The 24,117-nt window shown below is 62.0% G+C and carries 21 protein-coding genes and 1 pseudogene; 9 read left to right on the top strand and 13 right to left on the bottom strand.

Annotated features, from left to right (window positions below; translation table 11 throughout):
• Positions 1 to 113 precede the first annotated feature (113 nt).
• The 6 genes from ACWPVA_RS16375 to ACWPVA_RS16350 form a co-directional block, all read right to left on the bottom strand.
• Entirely contained in the window at positions 114 to 1,328 is a 1,215-nt protein-coding gene (locus ACWPVA_RS16375; RefSeq protein WP_454289620.1) for an MHYT domain-containing protein, read from the bottom strand.
• 151 nt (positions 1,329 to 1,479) lie between these two features.
• Positions 1,480 to 3,093 carry a cisplatin damage response ATP-dependent DNA ligase gene (locus tag ACWPVA_RS16370; RefSeq protein ID WP_454288687.1) on the bottom strand — a complete coding sequence of 538 codons (1,614 nt, stop codon included), beginning with the start codon at positions 3,091 to 3,093 and terminating at the stop codon, positions 1,480 to 1,482.
• A 6-nt stretch (positions 3,094 to 3,099) separates the two neighbouring features.
• Positions 3,100 to 4,110, bottom strand: a complete 1,011-nt coding sequence (locus ACWPVA_RS16365; protein WP_454288686.1) for a ligase-associated DNA damage response exonuclease — start codon at positions 4,108 to 4,110, stop codon at positions 3,100 to 3,102.
• Positions 4,111 to 4,156: 46 nt separating this feature from the next.
• Positions 4,157 to 4,558: a DUF2177 family protein gene (locus tag ACWPVA_RS16360; protein WP_454289619.1), complete on the bottom strand. Its 402-nt coding sequence runs from the start codon at positions 4,556 to 4,558 to the stop codon at positions 4,157 to 4,159.
• A gap of 41 nt (positions 4,559 to 4,599) precedes the next feature.
• Complete coding sequence (locus ACWPVA_RS16355) at positions 4,600 to 5,280, bottom strand: ChrR family anti-sigma-E factor (protein WP_454288685.1); 681 nt, start codon at positions 5,278 to 5,280, stop codon at positions 4,600 to 4,602.
• Positions 5,277 to 5,801: a sigma-70 family RNA polymerase sigma factor gene (locus ACWPVA_RS16350; protein WP_454289618.1), complete on the bottom strand. Its 525-nt coding sequence runs from the start codon at positions 5,799 to 5,801 to the stop codon at positions 5,277 to 5,279. The genes ACWPVA_RS16355 and ACWPVA_RS16350 overlap by 4 nt, the downstream gene beginning before the upstream one ends.
• A gap of 276 nt (positions 5,802 to 6,077) precedes the next feature.
• Between ACWPVA_RS16350 and ACWPVA_RS16345 the strand changes: the two genes are divergently transcribed.
• The 3 genes from ACWPVA_RS16345 to ACWPVA_RS16335 are packed head-to-tail and all read left to right on the top strand — an operon-like array spanning position 6,078 to position 9,438.
• Positions 6,078 to 7,436, top strand: a complete 1,359-nt coding sequence (locus tag ACWPVA_RS16345) for an NAD(P)/FAD-dependent oxidoreductase (RefSeq protein ID WP_454288684.1) — start codon at positions 6,078 to 6,080, stop codon at positions 7,434 to 7,436.
• Complete coding sequence (locus ACWPVA_RS16340; RefSeq protein WP_454288683.1) at positions 7,433 to 8,224, top strand: DUF1365 domain-containing protein; 792 nt, start codon at positions 7,433 to 7,435, stop codon at positions 8,222 to 8,224. Before ACWPVA_RS16345 ends, ACWPVA_RS16340 begins: the two co-directional genes overlap by 4 nt.
• On the top strand, positions 8,221 to 9,438 hold the full coding sequence (locus ACWPVA_RS16335) for a class I SAM-dependent methyltransferase (protein WP_454288682.1): 1,218 nt from the start codon (positions 8,221 to 8,223) through the stop codon (positions 9,436 to 9,438). Before ACWPVA_RS16340 ends, ACWPVA_RS16335 begins: the two co-directional genes overlap by 4 nt.
• 4 nt (positions 9,439 to 9,442) lie before the next feature.
• Here ACWPVA_RS16335 and ACWPVA_RS16330 read toward each other — a convergent pair whose 3' ends face one another.
• Positions 9,443 to 10,243: an SDR family NAD(P)-dependent oxidoreductase gene (locus ACWPVA_RS16330; RefSeq protein ID WP_454288681.1), complete on the bottom strand. Its 801-nt coding sequence runs from the start codon at positions 10,241 to 10,243 to the stop codon at positions 9,443 to 9,445.
• A gap of 75 nt (positions 10,244 to 10,318) precedes the next feature.
• Positions 10,319 to 10,525: pseudogene (locus ACWPVA_RS16325) on the bottom strand (DUF993 family protein); the annotation flags it as partial.
• Between the two features lie 57 nt (positions 10,526 to 10,582).
• Between ACWPVA_RS16325 and ACWPVA_RS16320 the strand changes: the two are divergent.
• Both ACWPVA_RS16320 and ACWPVA_RS16315 read left to right on the top strand, forming a co-directional pair.
• Positions 10,583 to 10,897, top strand: coding sequence for a Dabb family protein (locus ACWPVA_RS16320; protein ID WP_454288680.1), 315 nt, complete (start codon positions 10,583 to 10,585; stop codon positions 10,895 to 10,897).
• 13 nt (positions 10,898 to 10,910) lie between these two features.
• The gene (locus ACWPVA_RS16315; protein WP_454288679.1) at positions 10,911 to 12,188 is read left to right on the top strand and encodes a glycerate kinase type-2 family protein; all 1,278 of its coding nucleotides are present in this window, start codon (positions 10,911 to 10,913) and stop codon (positions 12,186 to 12,188) included.
• On the opposite strand, the gene ACWPVA_RS16310 is transcribed toward ACWPVA_RS16315, so the two are convergent.
• Positions 12,185 to 13,615 carry a phosphomannomutase gene (locus tag ACWPVA_RS16310; protein ID WP_454288678.1) on the bottom strand — a complete coding sequence of 477 codons (1,431 nt, stop codon included), beginning with the start codon at positions 13,613 to 13,615 and terminating at the stop codon, positions 12,185 to 12,187. The genes ACWPVA_RS16315 and ACWPVA_RS16310 overlap by 4 nt on opposite strands.
• Positions 13,616 to 13,754: 139 nt before the next feature.
• On the bottom strand, positions 13,755 to 14,261 hold the full coding sequence (locus ACWPVA_RS16305) for an N-acetyltransferase family protein (RefSeq protein ID WP_454288677.1): 507 nt from the start codon (positions 14,259 to 14,261) through the stop codon (positions 13,755 to 13,757).
• Between the two features lie 694 nt (positions 14,262 to 14,955).
• Here ACWPVA_RS16305 and ACWPVA_RS16300 point away from each other — a divergent pair.
• The 3 genes from ACWPVA_RS16300 to ACWPVA_RS16290 all read left to right on the top strand — a co-directional run bounded on the left by ACWPVA_RS16300 (position 14,956) and on the right by ACWPVA_RS16290 (position 18,050).
• Positions 14,956 to 16,458 carry an alkaline phosphatase family protein gene (locus ACWPVA_RS16300; protein ID WP_454288676.1) on the top strand — a complete coding sequence of 501 codons (1,503 nt, stop codon included), beginning with the start codon at positions 14,956 to 14,958 and terminating at the stop codon, positions 16,456 to 16,458.
• Between the two features lie 110 nt (positions 16,459 to 16,568).
• The gene (locus ACWPVA_RS16295) at positions 16,569 to 17,195 is read left to right on the top strand and encodes a ribonuclease D (RefSeq protein WP_454288675.1); all 627 of its coding nucleotides are present in this window, start codon (positions 16,569 to 16,571) and stop codon (positions 17,193 to 17,195) included.
• A 483-nt stretch (positions 17,196 to 17,678) separates the two neighbouring features.
• Entirely contained in the window at positions 17,679 to 18,050 is a 372-nt protein-coding gene (locus ACWPVA_RS16290) for a hypothetical protein (RefSeq protein WP_454288674.1), read from the top strand.
• 3 nt (positions 18,051 to 18,053) lie between these two features.
• On the opposite strand, the gene ACWPVA_RS16285 is transcribed toward ACWPVA_RS16290, so the two are convergent.
• On the bottom strand, positions 18,054 to 19,451 hold the full coding sequence (locus ACWPVA_RS16285; protein WP_454289617.1) for a nicotinate phosphoribosyltransferase: 1,398 nt from the start codon (positions 19,449 to 19,451) through the stop codon (positions 18,054 to 18,056).
• Between the two features lie 275 nt (positions 19,452 to 19,726).
• Here ACWPVA_RS16285 and ACWPVA_RS16280 point away from each other — a divergent pair, with 275 nt between their 5' ends.
• Positions 19,727 to 21,508: a hypothetical protein gene (locus ACWPVA_RS16280; protein WP_454288673.1), complete on the top strand. Its 1,782-nt coding sequence runs from the start codon at positions 19,727 to 19,729 to the stop codon at positions 21,506 to 21,508.
• A 100-nt stretch (positions 21,509 to 21,608) separates the two neighbouring features.
• Here the strand turns inward: ACWPVA_RS16280 and rpsA are convergent, their stop codons facing one another.
• Positions 21,609 to 23,312 carry a 30S ribosomal protein S1 gene (rpsA, locus tag ACWPVA_RS16275; RefSeq protein WP_454288672.1) on the bottom strand — a complete coding sequence of 568 codons (1,704 nt, stop codon included), beginning with the start codon at positions 23,310 to 23,312 and terminating at the stop codon, positions 21,609 to 21,611.
• Between the two features lie 159 nt (positions 23,313 to 23,471).
• Positions 23,472 to 24,110, bottom strand: coding sequence for a (d)CMP kinase (cmk, locus tag ACWPVA_RS16270; RefSeq protein WP_454288671.1), 639 nt, complete (start codon positions 24,108 to 24,110; stop codon positions 23,472 to 23,474).
• Positions 24,111 to 24,117: the final 7 nt, after the last annotated feature.

Genomic DNA, 24,117 nt, shown 5'->3' with positions numbered 1-24,117 from the left:
GGGTGTTCGCGCATTTCAGGATGCGCAAGCGGCGGGCTCTGATCTCGTCACGAAGCCCGCCGTTTCGCACGAATTGCGGCATTTTCCGCACGAACTGCGTCAGTTGTTCTGACTTACTGGCGCATGGCCGTGCCGCGTGACAGACCCAGCCGCGCCTTGACCTCAGCAATCTTGGCCCGACTGACCGGAACGACATGTGTCACAGGTCCGTCGAGTTCGATAACGGCGCCGTCGCCTTCTTTGCGCATGAAGCTGACATGCGGTAGCGCGACGATATGGCTGCGGTGAACGCGGGTGAAGAGATCAGGATCGAGCCGGGCCTCCGCCTCGGATATGGACCAGGGACACATACGCTCGCGCTGCCCGTCATGGATCAGCGTATAGTGGGCGTCGGCGCGGATGCTGCGGATCTCGGAAATGTCAATGAGAAGGGTGCCTTCGGCGCTGACGAGGGGAATACGAGCGACCGGTGTCAGCCTTGGCTGGCCGATACCGCCCAGAGGAAGGGCCCGCGAAGCGGGTTGGTCTACCTGGCGCGAAGGCCGATATTCGAGACCGGCCAGCGGATCGATTGTGCCGAGGTCGCCTTCGTCTGGACCGATTGCGACCAATCGCTGCCGGTGCTCGGGAACGAGAAACAGCAGGAATCCGGCGGCGATCACGAAACAAAGAAGCGCGACCGCGAGCGAAAGCAGTTGCGGTGACGCGACCAGCCCACCGAACTCGTGGTGATGGCCCTGCGCGGCCGGGACGAAATGCATGCCGTACATGGCAGTGTAATGCATCCCGGAGACCGCGATGCCGAAGGCGATGGCGCTGAGTGCCAGCCGCAAGCCGCCCTGGCGGGCGAGATAGATCTTCAAGCCTCCATAGGCCGCTGCGACGGCAATCGCCACCGAGAGCACGAGCATTCCATAATCATGCTCGATGGAGAAATTGCCGGCCAGCCCATGGATGCCGACATAGTGCATCGAGGCGATGCCGAGCCCGAGCAGAAGGGCCGAGGCGCTGACCCGCCCCTCGGACGGCTTGCCTATGCTGACAAAGAACAGCGAGATTCCCACCACCAGGGCGCACAGCAGAAAGGAGATGACGGTCGGCAGGACGAGATAGCTTGCGTCTGCCGGGATCGGCGCAGCCAGCATGCCGACAAAATGCATGGTCCAGATGCCGATCGCAAGAAAGGTTGCCGCGCCGGTCAGAAGCAGCCGCGGATTGGCGCGCGACGCCGTGCGGATGCGGGCCGCAATGCCGAAGCCCGTATAGCCGCCCAGGATCGCGACGGCGACCGAAAGCGCCACGAGAAGTGGATCGTGTCCTGCGAACATCAAGTGTTTGGCCACCGCATTCCTCCTCCGGCGACCACCTCCTGGGGGGGAAGGTACAACTGCGGCGGCGATATTGGCAAGCGAAGGCTGTTATATGGGGCCTCACAGTCCGGTGAGGGTCATGAAGGAAATCGGGGCTATGGGGACATACTCAGTCGATCATCGCGAGAAGCGTGGCGAGGCGGTCGGCATCCCGAGGCAGCTTGTCCTGTCTCAGCCTGGAGATGCGCGGAAAGCGCATGGCGATACCCGACTTGTGTCGGCTCGAGCGCGCTATGCCTTCGAAGGCGACTTCGACGACGAAGCCATGGTCGGGTTCCGCTCGCAGGGCCCGGACTGGCCCGAACCGTTCGATGGTATTGTTGCGCACGTAGCGATCGAGGATCTCCAGTTCCGCGTCGGTAAAGCCAAAATAGGCCTTGCCGACCGGCACCAGCACGTCGCCGGTCGCCCCCACCGTCCAGACCCCGAAAGTGAAGTCGGAATAATAGCTGGACCGTTTGCCATGCCCGCGTTGCGCATAGATCAGCACGGCATCGGCATTGAACGGCTCGCGCTTCCATTTGAACCACGGCCCCTTGGCGCGTCCCGCCTGGTAGACGCTGTTCAGCCGCTTGATCATCACGCCTTCGATCACCGGATCGGGCGGATTGGTGCGCAGACGCTCGAGTTCTTCCCAACTGGAAAAAGGCACGAGCGGCGAGAGATCGAAGCGGGTGGGCTGGCTGGCGTCGATCAGAACCGCCAATCGCTCGCGGCGTTGGACGAATGTCTCCGAGCGCACATCTTCCTCCCCCTGGAAGAGAATGTCGTAGGCGCGCAGGAATGCCGGGTATTCTGCCAGCATCTTCGACGAGACCGCCTTGCGGTTCAGCCGCTGCTGCAGGTCGGAAAAGGTGCGGGTGGGCTCGTTGGAACGCAGCGTTCCGCCGATCAGCAGTTCCCCGTCGATCGCGCCCTCGAAATCGGCCGCTTCGACGACATCCGGGAAGGCCGCGGAAATATCGTCCCCCGATCGCGAGTAGAGCCGCGTGCGGTTGCCGGAGCGGGAGAGCTGGACGCGAATGCCGTCCCATTTCCACTCTGCAGCGAAGTCCGCCGGGTCGAGGCTCTCAAGGTCGCCCTCGCCAACCGGCGTCGACAGCATGACGGAATGGAAGATGGCGGGTGTCGCCAGTGCCGGTTTTTCCGCTCGCCCCTCCAGCCAGGCAAACAGCGTCTGGTAGGGCGGCGTAAGGCCATGCCACAGGCTTTCGATCTCGACGATTTCCCTGTCTCCGAAAGCCGCCAGCGCCTGCTTGGCAAGCCGGGCGGAGACCCCGATCCTCAGGCCGCCGGTCACGAGCTTGAGAAAGGCGAAGCGGCCCGAACTGTCGAGCCGGTCAAGTAGATCGCGCACCGCGTTCCGGATTTCGGTTCGCCCGAGCGACCGCATTTTTTCCACCACGTCCGATAGTCGCGGCTGCTCGACTTCGCTCTCCGGCGCGCCCTTCTCCCCGTCCCAGACGAGCGCAATCGTCTCGGCGAGGTCGCCGACATAATCGTAGGAATAGCGAAACAGCACCTCGTCCATCCGCTCGAGGACCAGTTCGCGCAGCACGGCCGGCTTGACCGCGCCGATATCCAGCGTGCCGGCGAGCGCCGCCAGCGCATAGCCGCGATCCGGATCCGGGGTTGCGCGAAAATAGTCGATGAGCAGTGTCAGCTTGCCGTTGCGGCTCGGGGTGAGCACGAGGCGATCGAGCAGATCGGAGAAGGCCTTCATGTGCGATCAGTCTCCCTCATCCTCGTAGCCCACCAGATGCAGCGGCCGCGCCGCGATACCTTGCAACTCGCACCAGCGCACCAGCGCCTCCTCGCGGCCATGAGTAACCCAGACTTCTCCCGGATTGAGCTCCGAGATCGTTTCGGTCAGTTCCGGCCAGTCGCAATGGTCGGAAATGACGAGCGGCAGCTCGACGCCCCGTTGTTTGGCGCGCTGGCGAACCATCATCCAACCCGAGGCAAACACTGAAAGTGGATCGGCAAAGCGCCGCGCCCAGCGATCGTTGAAGGCCGAAGGCGGGCCGACGATCACTTCTCCGCGGAAGTTTGGCGCATCCTGGTCATCGTCGGTCGCGGGCCTGAGATCACCGAGTTCGACGCCTTGGTTCTCATAGTAGGCGCACAGCTTCGACAGCGCGCCATGGATGTAGATCGGCCGATCGTAGCCCGATCGACGCAAGAGCGATATGACACGCTGCGCCTTGCCGAGCGCATAGGCGCCGACCAGATGGCTGCGTTCCGGAAACTGGCGAAGCGAGGTCAGCAGCCTGGCGATTTCGTCGACCGGGTCCGGATGGTGAAACACCGGCAGGCCGAAGGTCGCCTCGGTTATGAACACATCGCATTCTACCGGCTCGAAGGCCGCGCAGGTCGGATCGGGGCTTCGCTTGTAGTCGCCGGAGACGACGATTCTCATCCCGTCTTTTTCGACGGCGATCTGCGCCGATCCGAGCACATGTCCGGCCGGATGAAAGCTGATGCCGACGCCGTTGAGGATGAGGCGCTCGCCAAGATCGACCGCCTGCTCACTGCCGCAGAACTCTGCGCCGCAACGAATGCGCATGATATCGAGGGTCTGCCGTGTTGCCAGAACCTTGCCGTGCCCGGGGCGCGCATGGTCGGAATGCCCGTGGGTGATCAGCGCCCGCTCGACCGGGCAAACGGGGTCGACGTAGAAGTCGCCGACCGGGCAGTAAAGGCCCGCTTGGGTCGGATAGAGCAGGGTTTCGGGCTTCATCATGAACCTGCAGATAGGGCGCGCTGTATTACCCTACCAGAGGCCGTCAGGACGTCAGGCGTGTGACGGCGAAATAGCCGGCAGTCGCTGCAGTGGCGGTCAGGAAACTTCCCCAGACCATGTCAACAATGGTCACCGTGAGCGACCAGTCCTTGAGCGTTGCAAGATTGGTCATGTCATAGGTGCCGTAGGCGATCAGGCCGAGCAGCGCGCCGCCCGCCAGCGCCATCAGCCAGCTGCCACCGGACACGGCCGGCATGACGGCGAAATAGACGATCCCGGCAACATAGAAGAGATAGAACAGCCCGGCCGCGGCGAAATTGGGCGTCGCCAGCAGGAGTTCGCCGATATGACGGCGGTAAAATGCGATGGCGATGCGCGACAGCCAGACATAGTCGAGCCCGAAAAACACAACGGCGGTGGCGACATAGGCAATGGCATAGGTCATCATGATCCGATCCAGGGTCGTTACGTTCGCAGGCGCTTGGCTCAGATGCCGAGCACTGGCTGCACCAGCCGCATCAGGTAACCGCGGAACTTCAGCGGCGCGTCGGTGACGGCCAGACAGATGCAGTCCTCATCTGGTGTCGCCACAGGCTGATGCTGCAGGCTCTCGTCGGCTTCCTCCAGATCACCACGCCTGAACAGCGCTTCGCCGTCCTGGAAGCTGCCTTTAAGCACCAGCGTCAACTCCCGCCCGCCATGCGAATGTTCCGGCACGGGCTTGCCGGCCGGAATCCTAAGGAGCCGCACGCTTGTCTCCCGGTCGCCTGTCGGAATACGGATATGATAGGCGCCACGCCCGAGCGCTTTCCATTTCAGATCCGCCAGATCGCCGCCGAGATAGGAGCGAAGCGGTTCCGGTATGACTACGTCTCCCGCCGACTTCGTCGGCTTTGCCGATGGCCCCGGCGCGGCCACCACGGTTGAGGCCGAGGCCTTGTCCTCACCAAGCCGTGCCTTCATCGCCGCCCAGCTAGAGTCGTCCGCGACATCGGAGCACGCCATTTCCAACACTTCGCCGCCAGCATGTTCCATGAAGTCGAGCCGGCGACGGCAGGACGGGCAAAGCGCCAGATGGGTTGCTACAGCGATGCTCCAACCCTCGGCGAGCGTGCCTGACGCATAGCCCAGGAGGAGTTCGTCGCTGATATGGTGCTGAATGGTCATGTGTTATCCTCCAGCGCGGCGCGGAGTTTGGCGAAGGCAAGACGAATGCGCGATTTGACCGTTCCCATAGGAAGGCCGAGCTTGGCGGCGATCGTGCTGTGCGATTCCTCGTTGAAAAAAGCGAGCTTCAGCAATTCAAGCTGTTCGCTCGGCAGCGTCTCCATGGCGCGGTGCAGCCGGTCTGCTTGCTGTCGGCCTTCAAATTCGACATCGGCCGGGGGCACGTCGTCGGGAACGAAGGCTGGGTCACTCGGGTCGAAGGTTGGCCGCTTATCCTTGCGATAGGAATCGATCCGCAGGTTTCGGGCGATTGTGAAGATCCAGCTTGAGACATTGCCACGCGCCGGGTCGAACTGATGTGCCTTGTTCCAAACGGCGAGCATGGTTTCCTGCATCAGCTCTTCGGCGGCCTGGCCGTCGCGGGCAAGCTTGGCCATATAGGCGCGCACCCGCGGCCCGTAGTGTCGGAACAACGACTCGAAAGCTTCGATGTCCTTGCTCTGTCCGACAGCCGTGAGCATCTGCGAAAGGCTCTGCTGGGTAATCTCTTCGTCGGTATTGCTCGCCAAAGCCGGTCTTTTCCCATGATTGAACGGCATGGCTTGCGTATGCCACGCCACCCTACTCATAGCACCCCGACTTGCGTCCGCCGATATGAAAAATGCTGTTGTCATGATGTCGATTACGCGCGCCGCTTTGAGGCGGATCACTGAGCCTGAATCTTTCGCTCGCCATCGATCCGGTCGCCATCCCGGTGCGTAGTGTGGCTAAAACAAACAGCAAAAGAGGTTTATTCAATGGATACCGGCTTCGGCAAGGCGACGTTTTCGGGCAGGCGCAGGATTGCAGTTATCGGATCGGGGATTTCCGGCCTCTCCGCCGCCTGGTTGCTCGCAAGGAATGCCGATGTCGTACTCTATGAGTCCGAACTCCGGCCGGGGGGCCACTCCAACACGGTCCTCGCATCTTCAGGTTCCGGCGACATTGCGGTCGATACTGGCTTCATCGTCTACAACGATCGCAATTATCCCAATCTGGTTGCGCTCTTCGAGCATCTCAAGGTGCCGACGCTCGCCTCCGAAATGTCCTTTTCCGCCTCGCTCGATGGTGGAGCCTTCGAATATTCCGGTTCGGGTCTCAAGGGACTTACAGGCCAAAAAACCAATCTCCTGCGACCGCGCTTCTGGTCGATGGTCTCGGATGTCCTTCGTTTCTACAAGGAAGCGCCCGGGCTTCTTGAGCGCCCCGATCTCGCTGGTGTCAGCCTCGGCGACTATCTGGAGTCCGGCCGCTACAGCGCCTCCTTCGTCGAGGACCATTTGCTTCCGATGGGCGCAGCGATCTGGTCGACGACAGCGGGCGAGATGCGCCTTTATCCGCTGCATGCATTTATCCGGTTTTTCGCCAATCACGGACTCTTGTCGCTCAATGACCGGCCAAGGTGGCGAACGGTGGCCGGCGGCAGCCGCGAATACGTGAAGCGCCTGCTCGCTGATTTTTCGGGCGAGCTTCGCCTCGGACGACCTGTGCGCCAGGTCCGGCGCGACGCGTTGGGCGTGGAACTGACCGATGGCGAGGGCCATGTCGACCGGTTCCACGACGTGGTCATTGCGGCCCACGCAGATCAGGCGCTGGGCATGCTGTCCGACGCTGACACCGCCGAGCGCGAGACTCTCGGTGCTTTCCAGTATACCCCGAACGCCGCCGTGCTGCATTCCGACCCGCGCCTGATGCCGAAGCGCCGGCAGGTCTGGTCGAGCTGGAATTATATCGCCGACCGTGGTGACGCCGATGGCAAGGCCTTGTGCGTCACCTATTGGATGAACCGGCTTCAGTCGCTCGATCCGGCCCGGCCGCTGTTCGTTACACTCAATCCCAGCCGTACCATCGATCCGCAGCATGTGATCAAAGTGATGGACTACAAGCACCCGCTCTTCGATTTGAAAGCCATTGCGGCACAGCGGCGTCTCTGGCAAATTCAAGGGCGCAATCATACTTGGTTCTGTGGCGCCTATTTCGGAAGCGGCTTCCACGAGGATGGGTTGCAGGCCGGCCTCGCCGTGGCGGAGGCGCTCGGAGGCGTGCGGCGCCCGTGGACGGTTGAGGGCGAATCCGCCAGAATAGACCATGTCCGACAGCTCGAGGCAGCCGAATGAGCTTTCTCTCTGCAATCTATACGGGACATGTGCTGCATGTGCGGCACCGGCCGAAGAAGCACAAAATGCGCTACAGCGTGTTTTCGTTGCTGATCGATCTCGACGAATTGCCGGAGTTAGACCGGAACCTCTCGCTGTTCGGATATAATCGACGGGCAGTGTTCTCCCTGCGTGACACGGATCATGGTGACGGAACGATCGGCGGTTTGAAGGCCTGGGCTGAAAGCCACCTGAAGAGCGCCGGCGCATTCGAACCGGGCATGTCCATTCGTATGCTTTGCTATCCGCGCATCCTGGGTTTTGTATTCAATCCGCTGACGGTCTATTTCTGCAACAAGGCAGACGGTTCGCCGGCGGCCATCCTTTACGAAGTGTGCAACACCTTCAAGGAGCGGCACACCTACGTCATCCCGGTCGGTGGCGAACCGGGCGCGGTGAGACATGCCTGCGCCAAGGAGATGTACGTCTCGCCGTTCATGCCGATGGATTGCACCTACAATTTCCGCATCCATCAGCCTGGTCAGACGGTCGCCGTCAACATCAGCGAGACCGATCGCGAGGGAATGTTGCTCTTCGCATCCTTTGCCGGCAAGCGGCGAGAACTTTCGGACCGCGCGCTATCAGCCATGCTGCTGGCCTATCCTCTGATGACACTAAAGGTACTCGGGGGGATCCACTGGGAGGCGCTGCGACTCTGGTTGAAGCGCATACCGATCCATCGTCACGTGGCCGCATCCGAGCCGATAGCCAGTACGATCGTGTTGAACAACGGGATGGAAAAGCCATGAGTTACGCCGAACAGGGAACTTCGACTTTCGCCGCCGCCCGTCCGATGTGGCAGAAGATACTGTGTCGTTCTGCGGACCGGATCGCCAGTGGACGTCTTGTCCTACAATTCGAAGGTGGCGCCGAGCATGTCGCGGTTGGCGCTGCCCACGGGCCGCAGGCGGTTCTGACCCTACGCCGCCCGCGAGCGCTGTTGCGCCTCCTGACCGGCGGGACGCTTGGTTTTGCCAAGGCCTTCATCGATGGCGACGTCGACAGCCCGGACATTGGCGCCGTGCTCGAGCTGGCTGTCGCCAATGAAGAGTCCTTTTCCGGACTGATGGCACCATCCGCCCTCATCGGCGGGCTCGCTCGGCTGCGCCATCGTCTGCGGCGAAATTCGGTAAAGGGTAGCCGGCGAAATATTTCGTTTCACTATGATCTTGGCAACACGTTCTATCAGCTCTGGCTCGATCGGACGATGACCTATTCCTCTGCCCTTTACACCGATCGCGCGCAAAGCCTCGCCGAGGCTCAGGAGGCGAAATATGCGCGAATTGTCAGCGAACTGGGAATCGGCTCCGAGGATCATGTTCTGGAGATCGGTTGCGGCTGGGGTGGCTTTGCCGAATACGCCATCCGCACAACCGGTTGCCGTGTCACGGGTCTCACGCTTTCCGTCGAACAGGCCAAGTTCGCCCGCGACCGTCTTGAGCGTGGCGGCCTCTCCGATTATGCCGACATTCGCCTGGAGGATTATCGCCACTGCGAGGGAACGTTCGACAAGATCGTTTCGATCGAGATGTTCGAGGCGGTCGGCGAGGAGAACTGGCCAGTCTATTTCGAAGCGGTGCGGGACCGGCTGAAGCCCGGCGGTAGCGCGATGGTACAGTCGATCACCATTCACGAGGATCGCTTTCACAGCTATCGGCGCAACGCCGATTTCATTCAGACTTATATCTTCCCCGGCGGAATGCTGCCCTCGGTCGAAGCCTTCAGCGCCGGCGCGCGGCATGCGGGACTCGAGGTCGGCCATATGCTCGCCTTCGGCAGCGACTACGACCGGACACTGCTTGCCTGGGATCAAGCCTTCGTGTCCAACTGGCCGACGATCGAAACGCTCGGCTTCGACCGCAAGTTCTACAAGCTCTGGCGCTTCTATCTGCACTATTGTGCCGTCGGTTTTCGCACCGGCCGCATCGATGTCGTGCAGTTTCGCCTCGACAGGCCGGCCTGAGCCGTCAGGACGGTGATTTCAGCATCCGGCGCGTCAGCGCGAACCGCACACGCGCCGGAAGAGCATGCAGGACCTTCATCGCCAACGCCATTTTCCGCGGAAAGACGATTTCGTATTTGCCGGCGACAAGACCATCAGCGATCGTGTCGGCGGCTTCCTCTGCCGAAATGAGGAAAGGCATAGGAAAATCATTCTTGCGGGTCAGCGGCGTGTCGACGAAACCCGGGTTGACGATCGACAGCTTCACGCCATGCGACCGGAGCTCGGGATAGAGGGCCTCGCCCATGACGTTGAGTGCCGCCTTGGTTGCGCCATAGCTGGCCGCGCCCGGTAGGCCCACATAGCCGGAAACCGAGGCGACGACGGCGATCTGGCCGCTCTCCCGGGCAATCATCGCCGGCATGACCCTTTCGAGGCACTGCGCCGTGCCGATCAGGTTCAACTCCACCATAGCGCGGAAGCGAGCGCTGTCGAAACCCACGGCATAATCGCGGAAATAGGTTCCGGCGGCAAAAACAGCGAGATCGATGGATCCCAACCGATCCTCGATCGCTTGCACGGTTTCGTCGACCGCTGCCTTGTCCGTCACGTCGAGCGGGAAGGCGACGATCCGTCCATCGCTCTCGGTGGCCAGCGAAGCAAGCTCATCGACGCTACGGGCGCTGACAGCGATGGTCCAACCGTCACGGACGAGACGCAGCGCCAGAGCGCGGCCGATGCCGGAGCTCGCACCGGTGATCCAGGCAATGCGGCGTGTTGCTGTCACACTGGCACCTGCCCGCTGCATCGTGCTGATCTTTTCCATGAAAACCTCTCGAACCGTTTACCTATCTTCCGATACGGCAAACGGCTTCGATCGGTTCAGATGGGTAGCGGCCGGTCAACGCCCGCCATTGACGGCGACGAAGTTCTCCATGCGCAGCAGCGCCAGTTCCGGGTGGTCGAGCACATTGGCCTGGTCGGTGAGGCGGAAGACGTCGCAATAGTGCAGGATGCCCCGGGCCGACTGCATGCCGGCCGGCATGGTGAAGTGGTCCTGATGCCCGTTCAGCCAGGCAAGGAACACGACGCCCGCCTTCGTCGACTGCAGGGCAAAAGCGTAAATGAGTGCAGACCACGGCTAGGATGCGCAGTTTCTTGCCCGTTGCGAGCTGGTCGTGAACGAAGTCCATCGCCCAGACGTCGCGAAACGCCGAAGGAAGCCAAGGCAGCGATCTATGCCGAGATTGCGACGCTGAAATCGCGACTGCCCGGCGTTCTCGCCGCCCACATTGGCAATAATGTCAGCCCGGAAACAGGCATGGACAAGGGCCATAGTGAGGGCTTCGTCGTCGATTTCGATGGACCGGAGGCGCGGGATGCCTATCTTGCAGATGCGTACACCGGAAGACCGGCGCCAGGATCGTCGACAACGCCGTCGACGGCCTCGACGGCATTCTGGTCTATGACATCGAGATAGCGGACCAAAATTCGTGACCCTGATAGACCCACGCGTTTTCCTGACATCGCTTTTCGAGGCGGCCGTGGCGGCTGCAGACCCCTATGCCGCGATCAAGGCGCACCTGCCGGAAAGACCCAAGGGCCGCACAATCGTGATCGGCGCCGGCAAGGCGGCGAGCCAGATGGCCGGCGCCTTCGAGAGGCTGTGGGATGGTCCGCTCGAAGGGCTGGTGGTCGCGCGCCACGGCCCGATCGAGCATTGCCAGCGCATCAAGGTCCTGCAATCGGCCCATCCGGTTCCGGACGAGGCGGGATTGCGGGCGTCGGATGCCCTGTTGAAGAGGGTTGAAGGTCTCAGCGAGGACGACCTCGTCGTGGCGCTGATCTCCGGCGGAGGCTCGGCGCTGTTGCCCGCCCCGCCGAACGGGCTGACGCTGGAAGAGGAGATTGCCGTCAACAAGGCGCTGCTCGCCTCGGGCGCGCCGATCTCGGCGATGAACACGGTGAGAAAACATGTCTCGCGCATCAAGGGTGGGCGCCTCGCCGCAGCCTGTGCGCCGGCCCGTGTCGTCAGCCTGATCGTCTCCGATGTGCCGGGCGACAATCCGGCCTTCGTCGCCTCGGGGCCGACCGTGCCGTCGAAAACTTCCCCCGCGGAGGCGCTGGCGATCATCGCCGAATATGGGATGCAACTCCCCGCCGCCGTCATGGCCCATCTGAAAACCGAAGCTGCGGATGCGCCGGATCCGGCCGACCCGGTTTTTGCCCGCAACGAAGTGCACGTGATCGCCTCGGCCAGCGTCTCGCTCGCGGCGGCTGCGCGCAAGGCGGAGGCACTCGGCGTTCCGGCCGTCATCCTCTCCGACGCGATCGAGGGCGAGGCCCGCGATATCGGTCGCATGCATGCCGCGATCGCGCGGGAGGTGAGGGAGCGAAACCGCCCCTTCGCCCGGCCGGTGGTGATCCTCTCCGGTGGCGAGACGACGGTGACGATTTCCAACGATCGCTACGGCAAGGGCGGGCGCAACAGCGAGTTTTTGCTGTCACTGGCGCTCGATATCGAGGGTTCAGCCGGTATTCATGCACTGGCGGCCGACACCGACGGTATCGATGGCTCGGAGAACAATGCCGGCGCTTTCGCCGACGGCACGACGGCGGCACTCATTCGCTCCGCTGGTGGCGATCCACGCACGTTTCTCGCCGGTCATGACGCCTGGTCGGCTTTTTCGCTCGCCAAGAGCCTGTACGTGCCGGGTCCAACCGGCACCAATGTCAACGATTTCCGCGCAATCTTCGTGATCGACAATTAATCAGCCGGCTTCCAGTCGTTGAGCGCCGCAAGCCCCTTGGCGAGTAGCGCTTCCGCCGCACGCTGATCCGGCGCCTCGACATAGCAACGCATTTCCGGCGCATTGCCCGAGGGACGGAAATGGATGACGCTGTCGTCGGAGAGCGTGATGCGCAGTCCGTCGATATCGCTCACCGCCTTGATCATGCCGATTGGCGCTACGAAGCCCGAAAGGTTGTCCGCCGATGCTCTCAGATGGACCATGAGCGCCACACTGCGTTCGACGGCAAAGTTCTCCAACCGGTCGCTGAGCGCGATCGGCAGGCTATAGGCTGTTGCCAACTCTGAGAGTGACTGACCGGCTTTGGCCGCCGTGCCGAGCACGGCAAGCGCCGGCAGGAAGCTGTCGCGCGTCGGAAGGGCCTTCAGCGTCGAGGAGCCAATCGTGAAATTGGAGCCCAGCATCAGGCCACCATTGGCCTCAAAGCCGATCACGCCAGCCTCGCCGGCGGCAAGAGCTTCCTCCATCGCGGCAATCACGAAGGGCGAGCCGACCCGCGTGCGCATCACGTTGAAACCGCCGATGGCTTCCAGTCCGGAATTCGAGGTAACCGGTGTCGCTACCGCCTTTGCCCCAAGGAAGCGGGTGGCGATGAGGCCGAGGAAATCGCCGCGTAGTGGTCGGCCGTGTTCGTCTGCCACCAGGGGCCGGTCGCCGTCGCCATCGGTCGAAACGACCGCGTCGAGCGACAATTCGTCTGTCCACTCAGCCATCAACCGGATCGTGTCATCCGAAACGGCTTCGGTGTCGACGGGGATAAACTGTTCGGAGCGGCCGAGTGGGAAGACTGTCGCGCCATAGTGCTCGAATACCTTGACCATCATGTCGCGGGCGACCGTGCTATGCTGGTAGATACCGATGCGGAGACCTTTCAGCGCGCCATCCGGTAGCACAGCCATGTTGCGGGCGAGGAAGAGTTCTGTCGCCGCCTGTTGGTGGTTCTCGCCCGAGCCGGCCTCCACCAGGTTGGCGGTCGTATCGCTGGAAAGCGTGTCGGCGAGCGTGGTGATCGCTGCCTCATCCCGCTTGGTGATCTCTTCGCCCGGGCGGTAGAATTTGATGCCGTTGCGGTCGGCGGGGATATGTGACCCAGTCACCATGATGCCGGCCGCTCCGATCTTCCCGCCATAAAGGGCGAGCGCCGGTGTCGGGATGGGCCCGCAGTCGATGGGCGTCAGGCCCGCCCGTTTAAGCGCAGCCATCACGGTCGCGACGATTTCGGGGCTAGAGGGGCGGAAATCCTGGGCGACGACGACCGGGCCGCCGGGAGCCGCCAGCCCTTCACCGAGCAGAAACCGGGCAAAGGCTGTGGCGTAGAGTGCCGAGACGCTGCCGGCCAGTTCCGTGGAAAGCCCGCGCAGGCCGCTCGTCCCGAATTTCACTGCCATATTGCCGGTCTCCTGTCCCTGCCGTTCATCCAGTCCTGATTATAAGTAGGGTGGTTGCGTGGACGAGGCAATGTGTGCCCATTGCAGGGGGTAATACGGGGATGGCGCTGCTGCATCGGCAATCCAGCTGGAGATGCCCTCATTCGTCGCCGTTCCATCGCTGCGCAAAAGTATCGAATTGTTCACCCCGCATCATATGGATCTGTTCATCGCGCGAGTGACTGACCCCGATGCGTTCGTAGAAAGCCTGGGCCGAGACATTGGCTCGCTCGACCGAGAGTCTGAGGTAACGGGCGCCGCGGGCACGTCCACGCGCGGCTGCGGCCTGAAGAAGACGTTCACCGATTCGTTTTCCCCGGAACGCGTCATCGACATAGAGATCCTGAACATAAATGCCGGATTGTCCCCGCCAGGTTGAGAAGCTCGGAAAACTAAGGCACATGCCGGCAAATTGACCGCCGATTTCGGCGATCAGCGCCTCGAAGGAGCGCTGCCGACCAAAGCCGTGTTCGAGCAGATCTTCCACTGTGCTCTCGATCTTGTGCTCGTCGCCGGTGTGGCGCGCGAGTGAAAGCAACGCTTCGTGCAACAGGCCGACGTCCTCGGCACGCGCCTCGCGGATCGTTACCGTTGTAATGTCAGTCATGGGAACTCCTCGGGAAGCCTGCGCGTCGGGCAAGGCCGAAATTCGGATTGCGTCAAAGCGGGCAAATATCCTCCATTTCCGCCGGAGTTCAAATAGAGCGGTCGAATGCCAACTATAGTTTTCGGGAATGGGGGAGGAAAGGGCCGAAGGCCAAAACGAAAAGAGCCTGGCGCGGGAGGAGGTGCGCCAGGCTCTTAAACTTGATCGGCAATTGGGAGGAGGAGGAGGATTGCCGATCCTATCTAGCGGCACTGGGAGGAGGAGTGCGCCGCGTCGATGGTTGTAAGATATTCTCTTTTTTCCCGATTGCCAGTTCGATTGCTGCAATGCAGCAGTGCTATTTTTGCATGGCTCACTGCGGCGTTTTGGTCGCGATCATAATACTGCGAGCGGAAAGCAGAATTGCCGGGGCGGCATCTGCCTCGAAATTGATCAAACCTTGGGCGAAACCGCCCAGAGTTTTCCAACTGATGCAGGGGCTCCTGAACCCGGAGGTGTCTCGTAGATCGGGTTGGCCCGGTTCCATGGATGATGGTAGCGGATAACCTGGTGCGACGTGCCGGACACTTCTGCTTTTCATTTGCTTCTTGCCGCAGAGCGAGGAAACTGCACGGCCGTGGTCGAGTGGTCGAGTGGTCGAGTGGTCGAGTGGTCGATCGCCCGAAAGAACCATGTCTCGCCGGAGCCACCTTTCATGAAGCCGAATATCCTGCTTATCACCGCGGACCAGTGGCGGGGCGACTGCCTGTCGGCGGCGGGCCATCCGACGGTCATGACCCCGCATATCGATGCGCTCGCCGCTGAAGGTGTCCTGTTCCGCCGTCACTATGCCGGAGCCGCGCCCTGTTCCCCGGCCCGCGCAACGCTCTACACCGGCCTCTACCAGGCGAATCATCGTGTCTGCCAGAACGGCTCGCCGCTCGATGCGCGCTTTGACAACCTGGCGCTCGCCGCGCGACGCGCCGGCTATGATCCGGCCCTGTTCGGCTATACCGACGTCTCGCCCGATCCGCGCGCGGTCGATCCCCAGGACCCGGTACTGAACAGCTACGAAGGCGTGCTGCCCGGGTTCACCGTTGGCCAGATCCTGCTCGAACATGAGAAACAATGGCTTTCGTGGCTGCGGTCGAAGGGGCACGGGGATGCGCTTACCCGCGACGTCCACAAGACGAACCACCTGAACGCTCCCCCCGCCTATTCGAGCGACGAGACGCAGACCGCTTTCCTGACCGATGCCTTCCTCAACTGGCGGGAGATCCAGGATCGTTCGTGGTTCGCGCACATCTCCTTTCTGAGGCCACACCCGCCTTTTTGCGTGCCGGAACCCTATGCCAGCATGTTCGTGCCCGGCGACGGACCGGCCTATGCCCGCGCCGCCGATCGGCAGGACGAGGCAGACCTGCACCCGTTCCTGCATTTCGCCATGGCCATCCAGCAGAAATCAAGCTTTGTCCGAGGCGCAGAGGGGCCGGTCAGCGACTGGAGCGCGGAGGATCTTGATCGCATCCGCGCTACTTACTTCGGCATGATCGCCGAGGTCGACGCGCAATTCGGCCGGATCGTCTCCGCACTTCGCGACAGCGGCGAGTGGGACAACACCATCATCCTCTTCACGTCCGACCATGCCGAGATGATGGGCGACCATTGGAGCCTGGGTAAGGGCGGCTATCACGAGGGCAGTTATCATATTCCGCTCATCATCCGGGATCCTGCGGCGACCTCGGCTGCGGGCCGGCAGGTCGACGCCTTCACCAGCGCCGCCGACATCATGCCGACGCTCTGCGAACGGCTTGGCCTTGTCCCGCGCAATCATCAGGACGGCCGCTCCCTTCTGCCGTTCGTCGCGGGCCGCGAACCGGAGCGCTGGCGGGACGCGGCCTTCTTCGAATTCGATTTCCGTGATGTGGTGAATGGTACGCGGGAGGCGCAGTTCGGCCTGCGTTCCGACCAGTGCAACCTGTCGGTGCTGCGTGACGAGGGGTTCAAATACGTGCACTTTTCCGGGATGCCGCCGTTGTTGTTCGATCTGAAGGCGGATCCGATGGAACTGCGCAATGTCGCGGAAGACCCGGCCTATCTCCCGGTTCGCCTGCGCTATGCAGAAAAGCTGCTGGCGCTTCGAGCCGCCCATCTCGACCAGACCCTGGCCTTCACCGAACTGACGGTCGAGGGCCCGGTCAGCCGGCCGACGCTATGATCTGCGCAGCGCCGACGCGATTGTCGGGGCTCGGGCGAAAGCGGTAGTGCTTTGCTCTGCTTTCAGCTATAGCCGGCGGCAACAACATTCATCGCGATCTGGAGACAATGATGGCAGCGACGATCCGCTATCACGAAGGTGACATTTCCGCAGCCGACGCGGCCCGCTATACCGGGGCAATCGCCATCGACACTGAAACGCTGGGCCTCGTGCCGCGCCGGGACCGGTTGTGCGTCGTGCAGCTTTCGCCGGGTGACGGCACCGCCGACGTCATCCGCATCGCAGCAGGGCAGACGGAGGCGCCGAATCTGGTCGCCATGCTGGCCGACCAGAGCCGCGAAAAGATCTTCCATTTCGGCCGCTTCGACATTGCCGTGCTCTTCCACACCTTCGGCGTCACCACCACCCCGGTCTTCTGCACCAAGATCGCCTCGCGTCTCAGCCGGACCTATACCGATCGCCACGGCCTGAAGGACAATCTCAAGGAGATGCTGGAGGTCGATATCTCCAAGGCGCAGCAGTCGTCCGACTGGGCGGCCGAGAGGCTGTCGCCGGCGCAGCTCGAATACGCCGCCTCGGACGTGCTCTACCTGCATGCCCTGCGCGACAAGCAAACCGCGCGCCTGGTCCGGGACGGACGGATCGAGCATGCCAAGGCCTGTTTCGAATTCCTGCCGACGCGCGCCAAGCTCGACCTGCTCGGCTGGGAAGAGACCGACATTTTCGCCCATAGCTGACCACCGTTCAGTCAGCCATCGCCACAGGTCAAGGGGCCGCCTGACCGTTTTGGTCCCGCTCCGACGTGAGCCTGCATCTTGCACGGGGTCTGATAGCTCTTCACCGCATGCGTCTGGCTGGGCAAGCCGCAGATTTCCCACTGCGTAAGAGAGCTCCGCCCAGTTCGGCGGCCTCGTCTGCGAGCTCCACGATGCGCGGAGCTTCGACGCCTTCCGCTCTCGCCGTTGCCAGAGCCGCGAGGGCGGCTTCCCCCTTCCGGCCGGTACGCCCGACGGCATCGGCTTGCTCCGCGGCAAGTTCGTCGTTGAGCGCCAGCAGCGCCGCACCATTGCGGTCGGTGGAGGAGAAGGGCGAGCGAAAGCGCCTTTCATCCAGTCGCAGTTTGTCCTGCCGAAAAAAGGGCGCTCCCCTTTGGTCTGGCAATGGGAGGAACCTGCACCGGTTTTTAATGATTCCGGCGCATCATCCCTGTCCACTGAACGATGACCAAAGACATGAATGCGGCCATGATGGAAGCATCGACAAAACCTGTAGACCCTTTGACCCACACGCGTGCGGCTATTCCGATTGAAGCCCGCAGCGATGCGGAAGACGCTGCCGTCAGCGAGATACTCAGTCATTGGCTCGAAGAGACTGGCAATCCCACACCGGGGTCCTCCATGGACTTCGGGTGGGAAGGTTACGATGCACCGGATCCCCCGATCGAGGTGCAAAAGGCTTACGTTCCGGCCACCTGGCTGGATGCCCTTGGCCGGGACCATTCCGAACCGAGCACAGACCGCTCGGGCCAAATATCCGCGGTCAATTCCGACGATAATGGTCTCTATCGTATGTTCAGGAACGTTTCGCCGTGACGCTCACTGCTCCATGGCGGCATCGGCATGGCGGCGGATCTCTTCAAATCCCCAGTCCTTCAACAGCCGTCCGTCCTGCCAGACCGGCTGAAGCAGGTTCTCCCGCTGTCCCAGATCGGCAAGGGGAATGGGAAATATGTCTTTTCCGTCACGAATGACGGCCTGGCGGCCGGCAGCAAGTGGACGCTCCCTGGGGTTGGCGGGCCGTCGGCCGATATCGTGCCAGGAGCCACTGTCATCCTGCAGCGCGCTTGCCAGCATGGTGAAGGAAAGCGTGTCACGGCTGAGCTTTTGCAGGAGCGTGGAGCCGACACCAAAGGCGATATTTTCGGCGGCAAATCCCATACCCTCCAGGCGGCCGAGGATCATTTGTATGTCCTGCGCCGTGACGCCGTCCGACTGGATCACGCGCACGGTGTCATCGAGCACCTTGAAGCCCTTGCCATTCAGCTGTGTGCCATAGGCATAGGCGAGCTGAGCCACGACCTGAACCGGCGTGTCGATCGGATCGCCGCTGTCGGGGCGGACGATCAGTGTTGCACCGGCAGCCCGGACCTTCGTCTGCAGCGTCTTGCCCCAGATCTCGGCGACGGCGTTGTGCAGGTCGTAGCTGTCCGAGACAACCGAATAGGCGCCGAAACGCCCGAAGCGGTCGATCATATGGGAATAGGCTTCCGTCTCTCGGCTCTGCCCCCAGGCGGTCATTGTCGTGTGTTCCGATGCGGGTACTGAGCGGCCGGCCATCGGCGCGCCATAGCAGCGGCGTGCCTGGTGGATGGCTGGCAGGGAATCGGACATCTGGAAATGCACGAGATGAGCGACACCGCCGATGGCGGCCTGCTCTAGGCTGGTGGCGCTACGCGCGCCGAAATCGCTGACCATGCCGGCCATGACCTGATCGGCGCGATCGGACGTTCGGTCGAGGAAGGGGCGGATCGTCTGGCGCAGGCGCCAGGAAAGTGTTGCCACTGTTGAGGGATACCAGACCGCGCGAAGCAGCGCCGTTTCCATATAGGCGGTCAACCAGGGGAGCTGTGGATCGGTATTGACCACCTGCATTGCCGGAACACCGCGGCGGATCGCAACCCCTTCCGGCAGGGCTTCGATCACGAGGGGCAGGTGTCCGCCATGGGCGTTCAACACACGCATCCAGCCCGATCGGTCGAAGGGCTGGCCGTGCATCGCGGCGATCTCCTCGGCCTCATCGATGTCGGCCAACGTGACGCGTTTCGAGAGATAGTCCTTGAGGAACATCTGTAGGCCGAAGAACATCACCTCGGGCTTGTAGGAATGGCCTCGCGTGGTCATGTAGCTGGAGACTGCCCGCGTCCCCTCAGGATACTGCAGGTAATGCCCCAGCTTGTAGCTGTCTGTGTTCAGAATGAGATTTTGGTGATTTATCGGACAGCATCCAGCGTTCTGTTGTCGGGCGCAGAAAACCGCTTGGGCGGGAATCGCATTGTTCAAAATCTGTACGCGAGGCCCCATTGGGCGACAAGGTTAGTAGTCGCAATTATGGTTAACGCTTTCTTAAGAATTGTGCCGCAAGATATCCGATCATGGACAGGGCAAGTCCCTCCTTAAAAGGCGCCGTCGTCATCGACGGAGAATCCGGTCGCATGAGCGAACCGTTATTGCCAGTGATCCTTCAGCAAATTGCAGGATGGGGAGCTATCATGCTGCTTCCGGTCAACGCCGCCGCCAATTCGTCCATTGGGTTTCAGGAACCGCGCCCCGTGCAAGCCGGTCCGGTCGCTGCAAATCTGCGGCCGCAAGGCGCGCCACCCCAAGCAGCAAATGGCCTGGAACAGAACGCAACCATCGCCGGCCGTCTCAATATTCTCATCCTGTCCAGCCAGGAACGGATGTCTGAGAGCCTGGCCATGCTCGTCAACCTGCTGGGCAATAGGCTCGGCATCGAGCGGCGCGAAGGCGAGAGTGGAAGCGGCTATGCGGCCCGCCTCGTCCAGGCGCTTGGCGAGTTGAGTCCGCAGGCGCGGCAATCCGTCCAGCGCCAGTTGACCCAAATGTTCGCGGGGTTGCAGTTGCGCACCTTGATGGAAGCCTTCCGCAATCCCGTTGGACCGGAAGCTGCCACCCTTGCGATCTATCTCGAGCACTATCGAACCAAGGACAAGGATCTTGCCACCCGGACGGTGGTGACATCCTATCGTCAGAATTCCGGCGAAGCGCGTGCTGGGGCAATTCCCTTGACTGCGCAGACGTCTGCAGGTCGACTGAGCTCCAGTGCCGCACCGGTCCACCCGGCACGCGGGCTTCCGTCCGCCCAACAAACGTCGACGTCGGTGGGTGAGGCCAATCGCGGCGAGATTGTCCTGGTCGACGGCGAGGCGCCCGACGACCCGATGGCGTCAGTCGCGAAAGGCAGGCTTTTCGGCATGCAGGACGAGCAGTCACGCAAGACGCTGAAGCTCGCGGCCGCCCGCGCTATGCAGGCCGCCATGTTTCATGGTGCGATGAGCACCGCGCGCGGTTCCGTAGCAGAACCGGCATTGGTCGAAACAGGCAAGGGGACCGATGACGCCGCTCCTCCACAGGAGCAACGGGCACGCCAGCTTGGCAAGGAAAGCGAAGCGCCCGCGATATCGGGCAGGATGTCGGCTGAGAAGTCGTTTGAAGTGCCTGCGACGAGTGCCCGTGCGACCCCGGCTGCTGTCATCGATACCGCAGACGATCCGGTGCCCTCCAAGAATACTTCTTCCTTAGAACCGGCCGGCCCGATGATCCGGATATCGCCCGAGAAGGACGGCAAAGATCAGCCAGAGCCGACGACAAAGGCACAGACGCTGTTCGCCCTTAAGCGCTGGACGGAGGAGAGCTCCAGCCAAGCGGAGACCCTGCTGCCGCTTTCCCGGACAGCGCAGGAAGTCGAGCCTGAACCCGCGCGCCTGTTGCGCTCTGCCGCCGCTGGCGATGCCGAGGCCGCACAGGCGTCGCAGAACGCAGGCCTTACAGGCGACGGGCCAGAGGCCGCTGCCAAGCAATCGGTGCCCGCGACGGAGCGCCATATCGACGAGGCGCTCGACCAACCGGAAGGCGCTGCGGTCCATGCCGAAGCTGCGGATGATGCAAGGTCGGCAAGGGAGAGCCTCCCGCATGATCTGCCCGATGTAGAGACCGCCTTGCAGCGTCAGCCTGCCATTGGGCGCGACGGCGTGCCGCTGCCACTGGTCAGCTATCTCTTCGCCGAGGACGAGATGGAGGAGCAGAAAGGAATAAAGCATCGCTTCCGCGATGATCGGGATGGTGAGGCGAGCGACGGCGACGCCGATGGCTTAGCCGACGAGCGAGGCGAAGACGAAAGGGAGGGCGAGGCGCAGCCCGAAAGCATCGGCCAGCCGCACATGAACGAGAGCGAACGAGCGGACCAGATCGAAGCTGGTGGCGAGGACGAAACTCCGAACGATCTCTATTGGCGCATGGCCGGTTGGTCTTGAAGGCGATCGCGATCGCGGCCAGCCCGGGGCATTCTGCGACCTAAAGAGAAGCCCGCCGGTCGATGACCGGCGGGCTCTTTCATTTCAGTTCTATGGAGGCTTATTCGCCGCCGCGGTTCTTCAGGGCTGCGCCGAGGATGTCGCCGAGCGAAGCGCCCGAGTCGGACGAACCGAACTGAGCAACAGCTTCCTTCTCTTCAGCGATTTCCAGAGCCTTGATCGACAGCATCACCTTGCGATCCTTCTTGGAGAAGTTGGTGACGCGAGCGTCGACAACCTGACCAACCGTGAAACGCTCCGGACGCTGCTCATCGCGGTCGCGGGAGAGATCGGCACGACGGATGAAGGAAGTGATATCCTCGTGATTGACGAGCTTCACTTCGATGCCGCCATCGTTGATGCCGATGACTTCGCAGGAAACGATAGCGTTCTTGCGCAGGTCGCCGGAAGCGGCTGCATCGCCGACGGCATCCTTGCCGAGCTGCTTGATGCCGAGCGAGATGCGTTCCTTCTCGACGTCGACGTTGAGAACGACAGCCTTGACCACATCACCCTTGTTGAACTCTTCGATGACCTGTTCGCCCGGACGGTTCCAGTCGAGATCCGAGAGATGAACCATGCCGTCGACGTCGCCTTCGAGGCCGATGAACAGGCCGAATTCGGTCTTGTTCTTGACTTCGCCTTCAACTTCAGTGCCGGCCGGGTGGCTGTAGGCAAATGCCTGCCACGGGTTCTCGAGGGTCTGCTTGAGGCCGAGCGAGATACGACGCTTGGACGGATCGACTTCGAGAACGACCACGTCGACGTCCTGCGTGGTCGAAAGGATCTTGCCGGGATGAACGTTCTTCTTGGTCCAGGACATTTCCGAGATGTGGATCAGGCCTTCGATGCCCGGCTCCAGTTCGACAAATGCACCGTAGTCGGTGATGTTCGTGACGGTGCCGGAGATCTTCTTGCCCACCGGGTACTTGGCGGCAATGCCATCCCACGGATCCGACTCGAGCTGCTTCATGCCGAGCGAGATGCGGTGGGTTTCCTGGTTGATGCGGATGATCTGAACCTTGACCGACTGGCCGATGGACAGGATTTCCGACGGATGGTTGACGCGACGCCATGCCATGTCGGTGACATGGAGCAGACCGTCGATGCCGCCGAGGTCGACGAACGCACCGTAGTCGGTGATGTTCTTGACGACGCCGTCAACGACCTGGCCTTCTTCGAGGTTCTGAACGATTTCAGAACGCTGCTCGGCACGGGATTCTTCGAGAACCGTACGGCGCGATACGACAATATTGCCGCGACGCTTGTCCATCTTGAGGATTTCGAAGGGCTGCGGGTTGTGCATCAGCGGGGTCACGTCGCGGATCGGACGGATGTCCACCTGAGAGCGCGGCAGGAAGGCTACGGCGCCGTCGAGATCGACAGTGAAGCCGCCCTTGACCTGGTTGAAGATGACGCCTTCAACGCGCTCGCCAGCTTCGAACTTGGCTTCGAGCTTGATCCAGCTTTCTTCGCGGCGAGCCTTTTCGCGCGACAGAACGGCTTCGCCGAGAGCGTTTTCGATGCGCTCGACATAAACTTCGACTTCGTCGCCGACCTTCATTGTGCCGTCTTTGGCCTTGGCGCCGAATTCCTTGAGCGCGATGCGGCCTTCGACCTTGAGACCGACGTCAACGATTGCGACGTCCTTCTCGATGGCCGTGATAATGCCCTTGGTTACATAGCCTTCTGCCAGATCGGTCTTGGCAAACGACTCTTCGAGCATTGCTGCGAAATCATCGCGCGAGGGAGTAGAAACAGACATGAAATCTCCTAAACGCATCCAACAAGGACGCGGTATGCGCCGGTGGGTTCGAGTTGTACAAAGCCTGACAGATCGTCCGCCCTTTGAAGGGCTGTCCGGCGCGGGGACGATCGTATCGGCTGGTTTGATCAAGGCTCCCGGCAAGCCGGCAACCGCAGTTCAGTGCTTCTTCAAGGCAGCATCGATGAAATCGCGAGCCGCCAAGAATGCCGCGTCTATACTCATTTCCGACGTGTCTAGCAAGTGCGCATCGTCCGCAGGTTTCAACGGGCTGTCTGCGCGCCCCATGTCGCGCGCGTCGCGCTTCCTTACATCGGCAAAAACTTCATCGAAGACCGCCGAGCCACCGCCAGCGATGATCTCCTCATAGCGGCGCTTGGCGCGCACCTCGGGCGAGGCCGTGACATAGAGCTTCACCGGTGCGTCGGGGCAGACAACCGTGCCGATGTCACGGCCGTCGAGAACCGCACCGGGCTCCTTGGCGGCGAACCTGCGTTGGGCTGCAACGAGCGAACGACGCACCGACGGCATGACGGCGATCTTGGAGGCGGCTTCGCCGATCCTGTGCTGGGAGAGAACTGAACGATTGAGGCCGGCGAGATCGATCTCGATCGCCGTTTTCTCGGCGACTCCTTCGTCATCCAGCGGCAGGCCGGCATCGAGCAGCGCCTTGGCGACCGCGCGGTAGGTCAGCCCCGTATCGAGATGGTGGAAACCGTAATGCGCTGCGATGAGCCGCGAGAGGGTTCCCTTGCCCGCCGCAGCAGGACCGTCGATGGCGATGATGAAAGAAGCCATGCAGCTT

Source organism: Rhizobium arsenicireducens (assembly GCF_964021225.1).
Note: the sequence above shows the minus strand (reverse complement) of the source record. Positions and strands in the feature narration are given on the sequence as shown.

Excerpts from the sequence above, each read along its gene's own strand:
- ACWPVA_RS16375 (WP_454289620.1), bottom strand. The coding sequence starts at position 1,328 with ATGTTCGCAGGACACGATCCACTTCTCGTGGCGCTTTCGGTCGCCGTC.
- ACWPVA_RS16370 (WP_454288687.1), bottom strand. The coding sequence starts at position 3,093 with ATGAAGGCCTTCTCCGATCTGCTCGATCGCCTCGTGCTCACCCCGAGC.
- ACWPVA_RS16365 (WP_454288686.1), bottom strand. The coding sequence starts at position 4,110 with ATGAAGCCCGAAACCCTGCTCTATCCGACCCAAGCGGGCCTTTACTGC.
- ACWPVA_RS16360 (WP_454289619.1), bottom strand. The coding sequence starts at position 4,558 with ATGACCTATGCCATTGCCTATGTCGCCACCGCCGTTGTGTTTTTCGGG.
- ACWPVA_RS16355 (WP_454288685.1), bottom strand. The coding sequence starts at position 5,280 with ATGACCATTCAGCACCATATCAGCGACGAACTCCTCCTGGGCTATGCG.
- ACWPVA_RS16350 (WP_454289618.1), bottom strand. The coding sequence starts at position 5,801 with ATGCTCACGGCTGTCGGACAGAGCAAGGACATCGAAGCTTTCGAGTCG.
- ACWPVA_RS16345 (WP_454288684.1), top strand. The coding sequence starts at position 6,078 with ATGGATACCGGCTTCGGCAAGGCGACGTTTTCGGGCAGGCGCAGGATT.
- ACWPVA_RS16340 (WP_454288683.1), top strand. The coding sequence starts at position 7,433 with ATGAGCTTTCTCTCTGCAATCTATACGGGACATGTGCTGCATGTGCGG.
- ACWPVA_RS16335 (WP_454288682.1), top strand. The coding sequence starts at position 8,221 with ATGAGTTACGCCGAACAGGGAACTTCGACTTTCGCCGCCGCCCGTCCG.
- ACWPVA_RS16330 (WP_454288681.1), bottom strand. The coding sequence starts at position 10,243 with ATGGAAAAGATCAGCACGATGCAGCGGGCAGGTGCCAGTGTGACAGCA.
- ACWPVA_RS16310 (WP_454288678.1), bottom strand. The coding sequence starts at position 13,615 with ATGGCAGTGAAATTCGGGACGAGCGGCCTGCGCGGGCTTTCCACGGAA.
- ACWPVA_RS16305 (WP_454288677.1), bottom strand. The coding sequence starts at position 14,261 with ATGACTGACATTACAACGGTAACGATCCGCGAGGCGCGTGCCGAGGAC.
- ACWPVA_RS16300 (WP_454288676.1), top strand. The coding sequence starts at position 14,956 with ATGAAGCCGAATATCCTGCTTATCACCGCGGACCAGTGGCGGGGCGAC.
- ACWPVA_RS16295 (WP_454288675.1), top strand. The coding sequence starts at position 16,569 with ATGGCAGCGACGATCCGCTATCACGAAGGTGACATTTCCGCAGCCGAC.
- ACWPVA_RS16290 (WP_454288674.1), top strand. The coding sequence starts at position 17,679 with ATGACCAAAGACATGAATGCGGCCATGATGGAAGCATCGACAAAACCT.
- ACWPVA_RS16280 (WP_454288673.1), top strand. The coding sequence starts at position 19,727 with ATGCTGCTTCCGGTCAACGCCGCCGCCAATTCGTCCATTGGGTTTCAG.
- rpsA (WP_454288672.1), bottom strand. The coding sequence starts at position 23,312 with ATGTCTGTTTCTACTCCCTCGCGCGATGATTTCGCAGCAATGCTCGAA.
- cmk (WP_454288671.1), bottom strand. The coding sequence starts at position 24,110 with ATGGCTTCTTTCATCATCGCCATCGACGGTCCTGCTGCGGCGGGCAAG.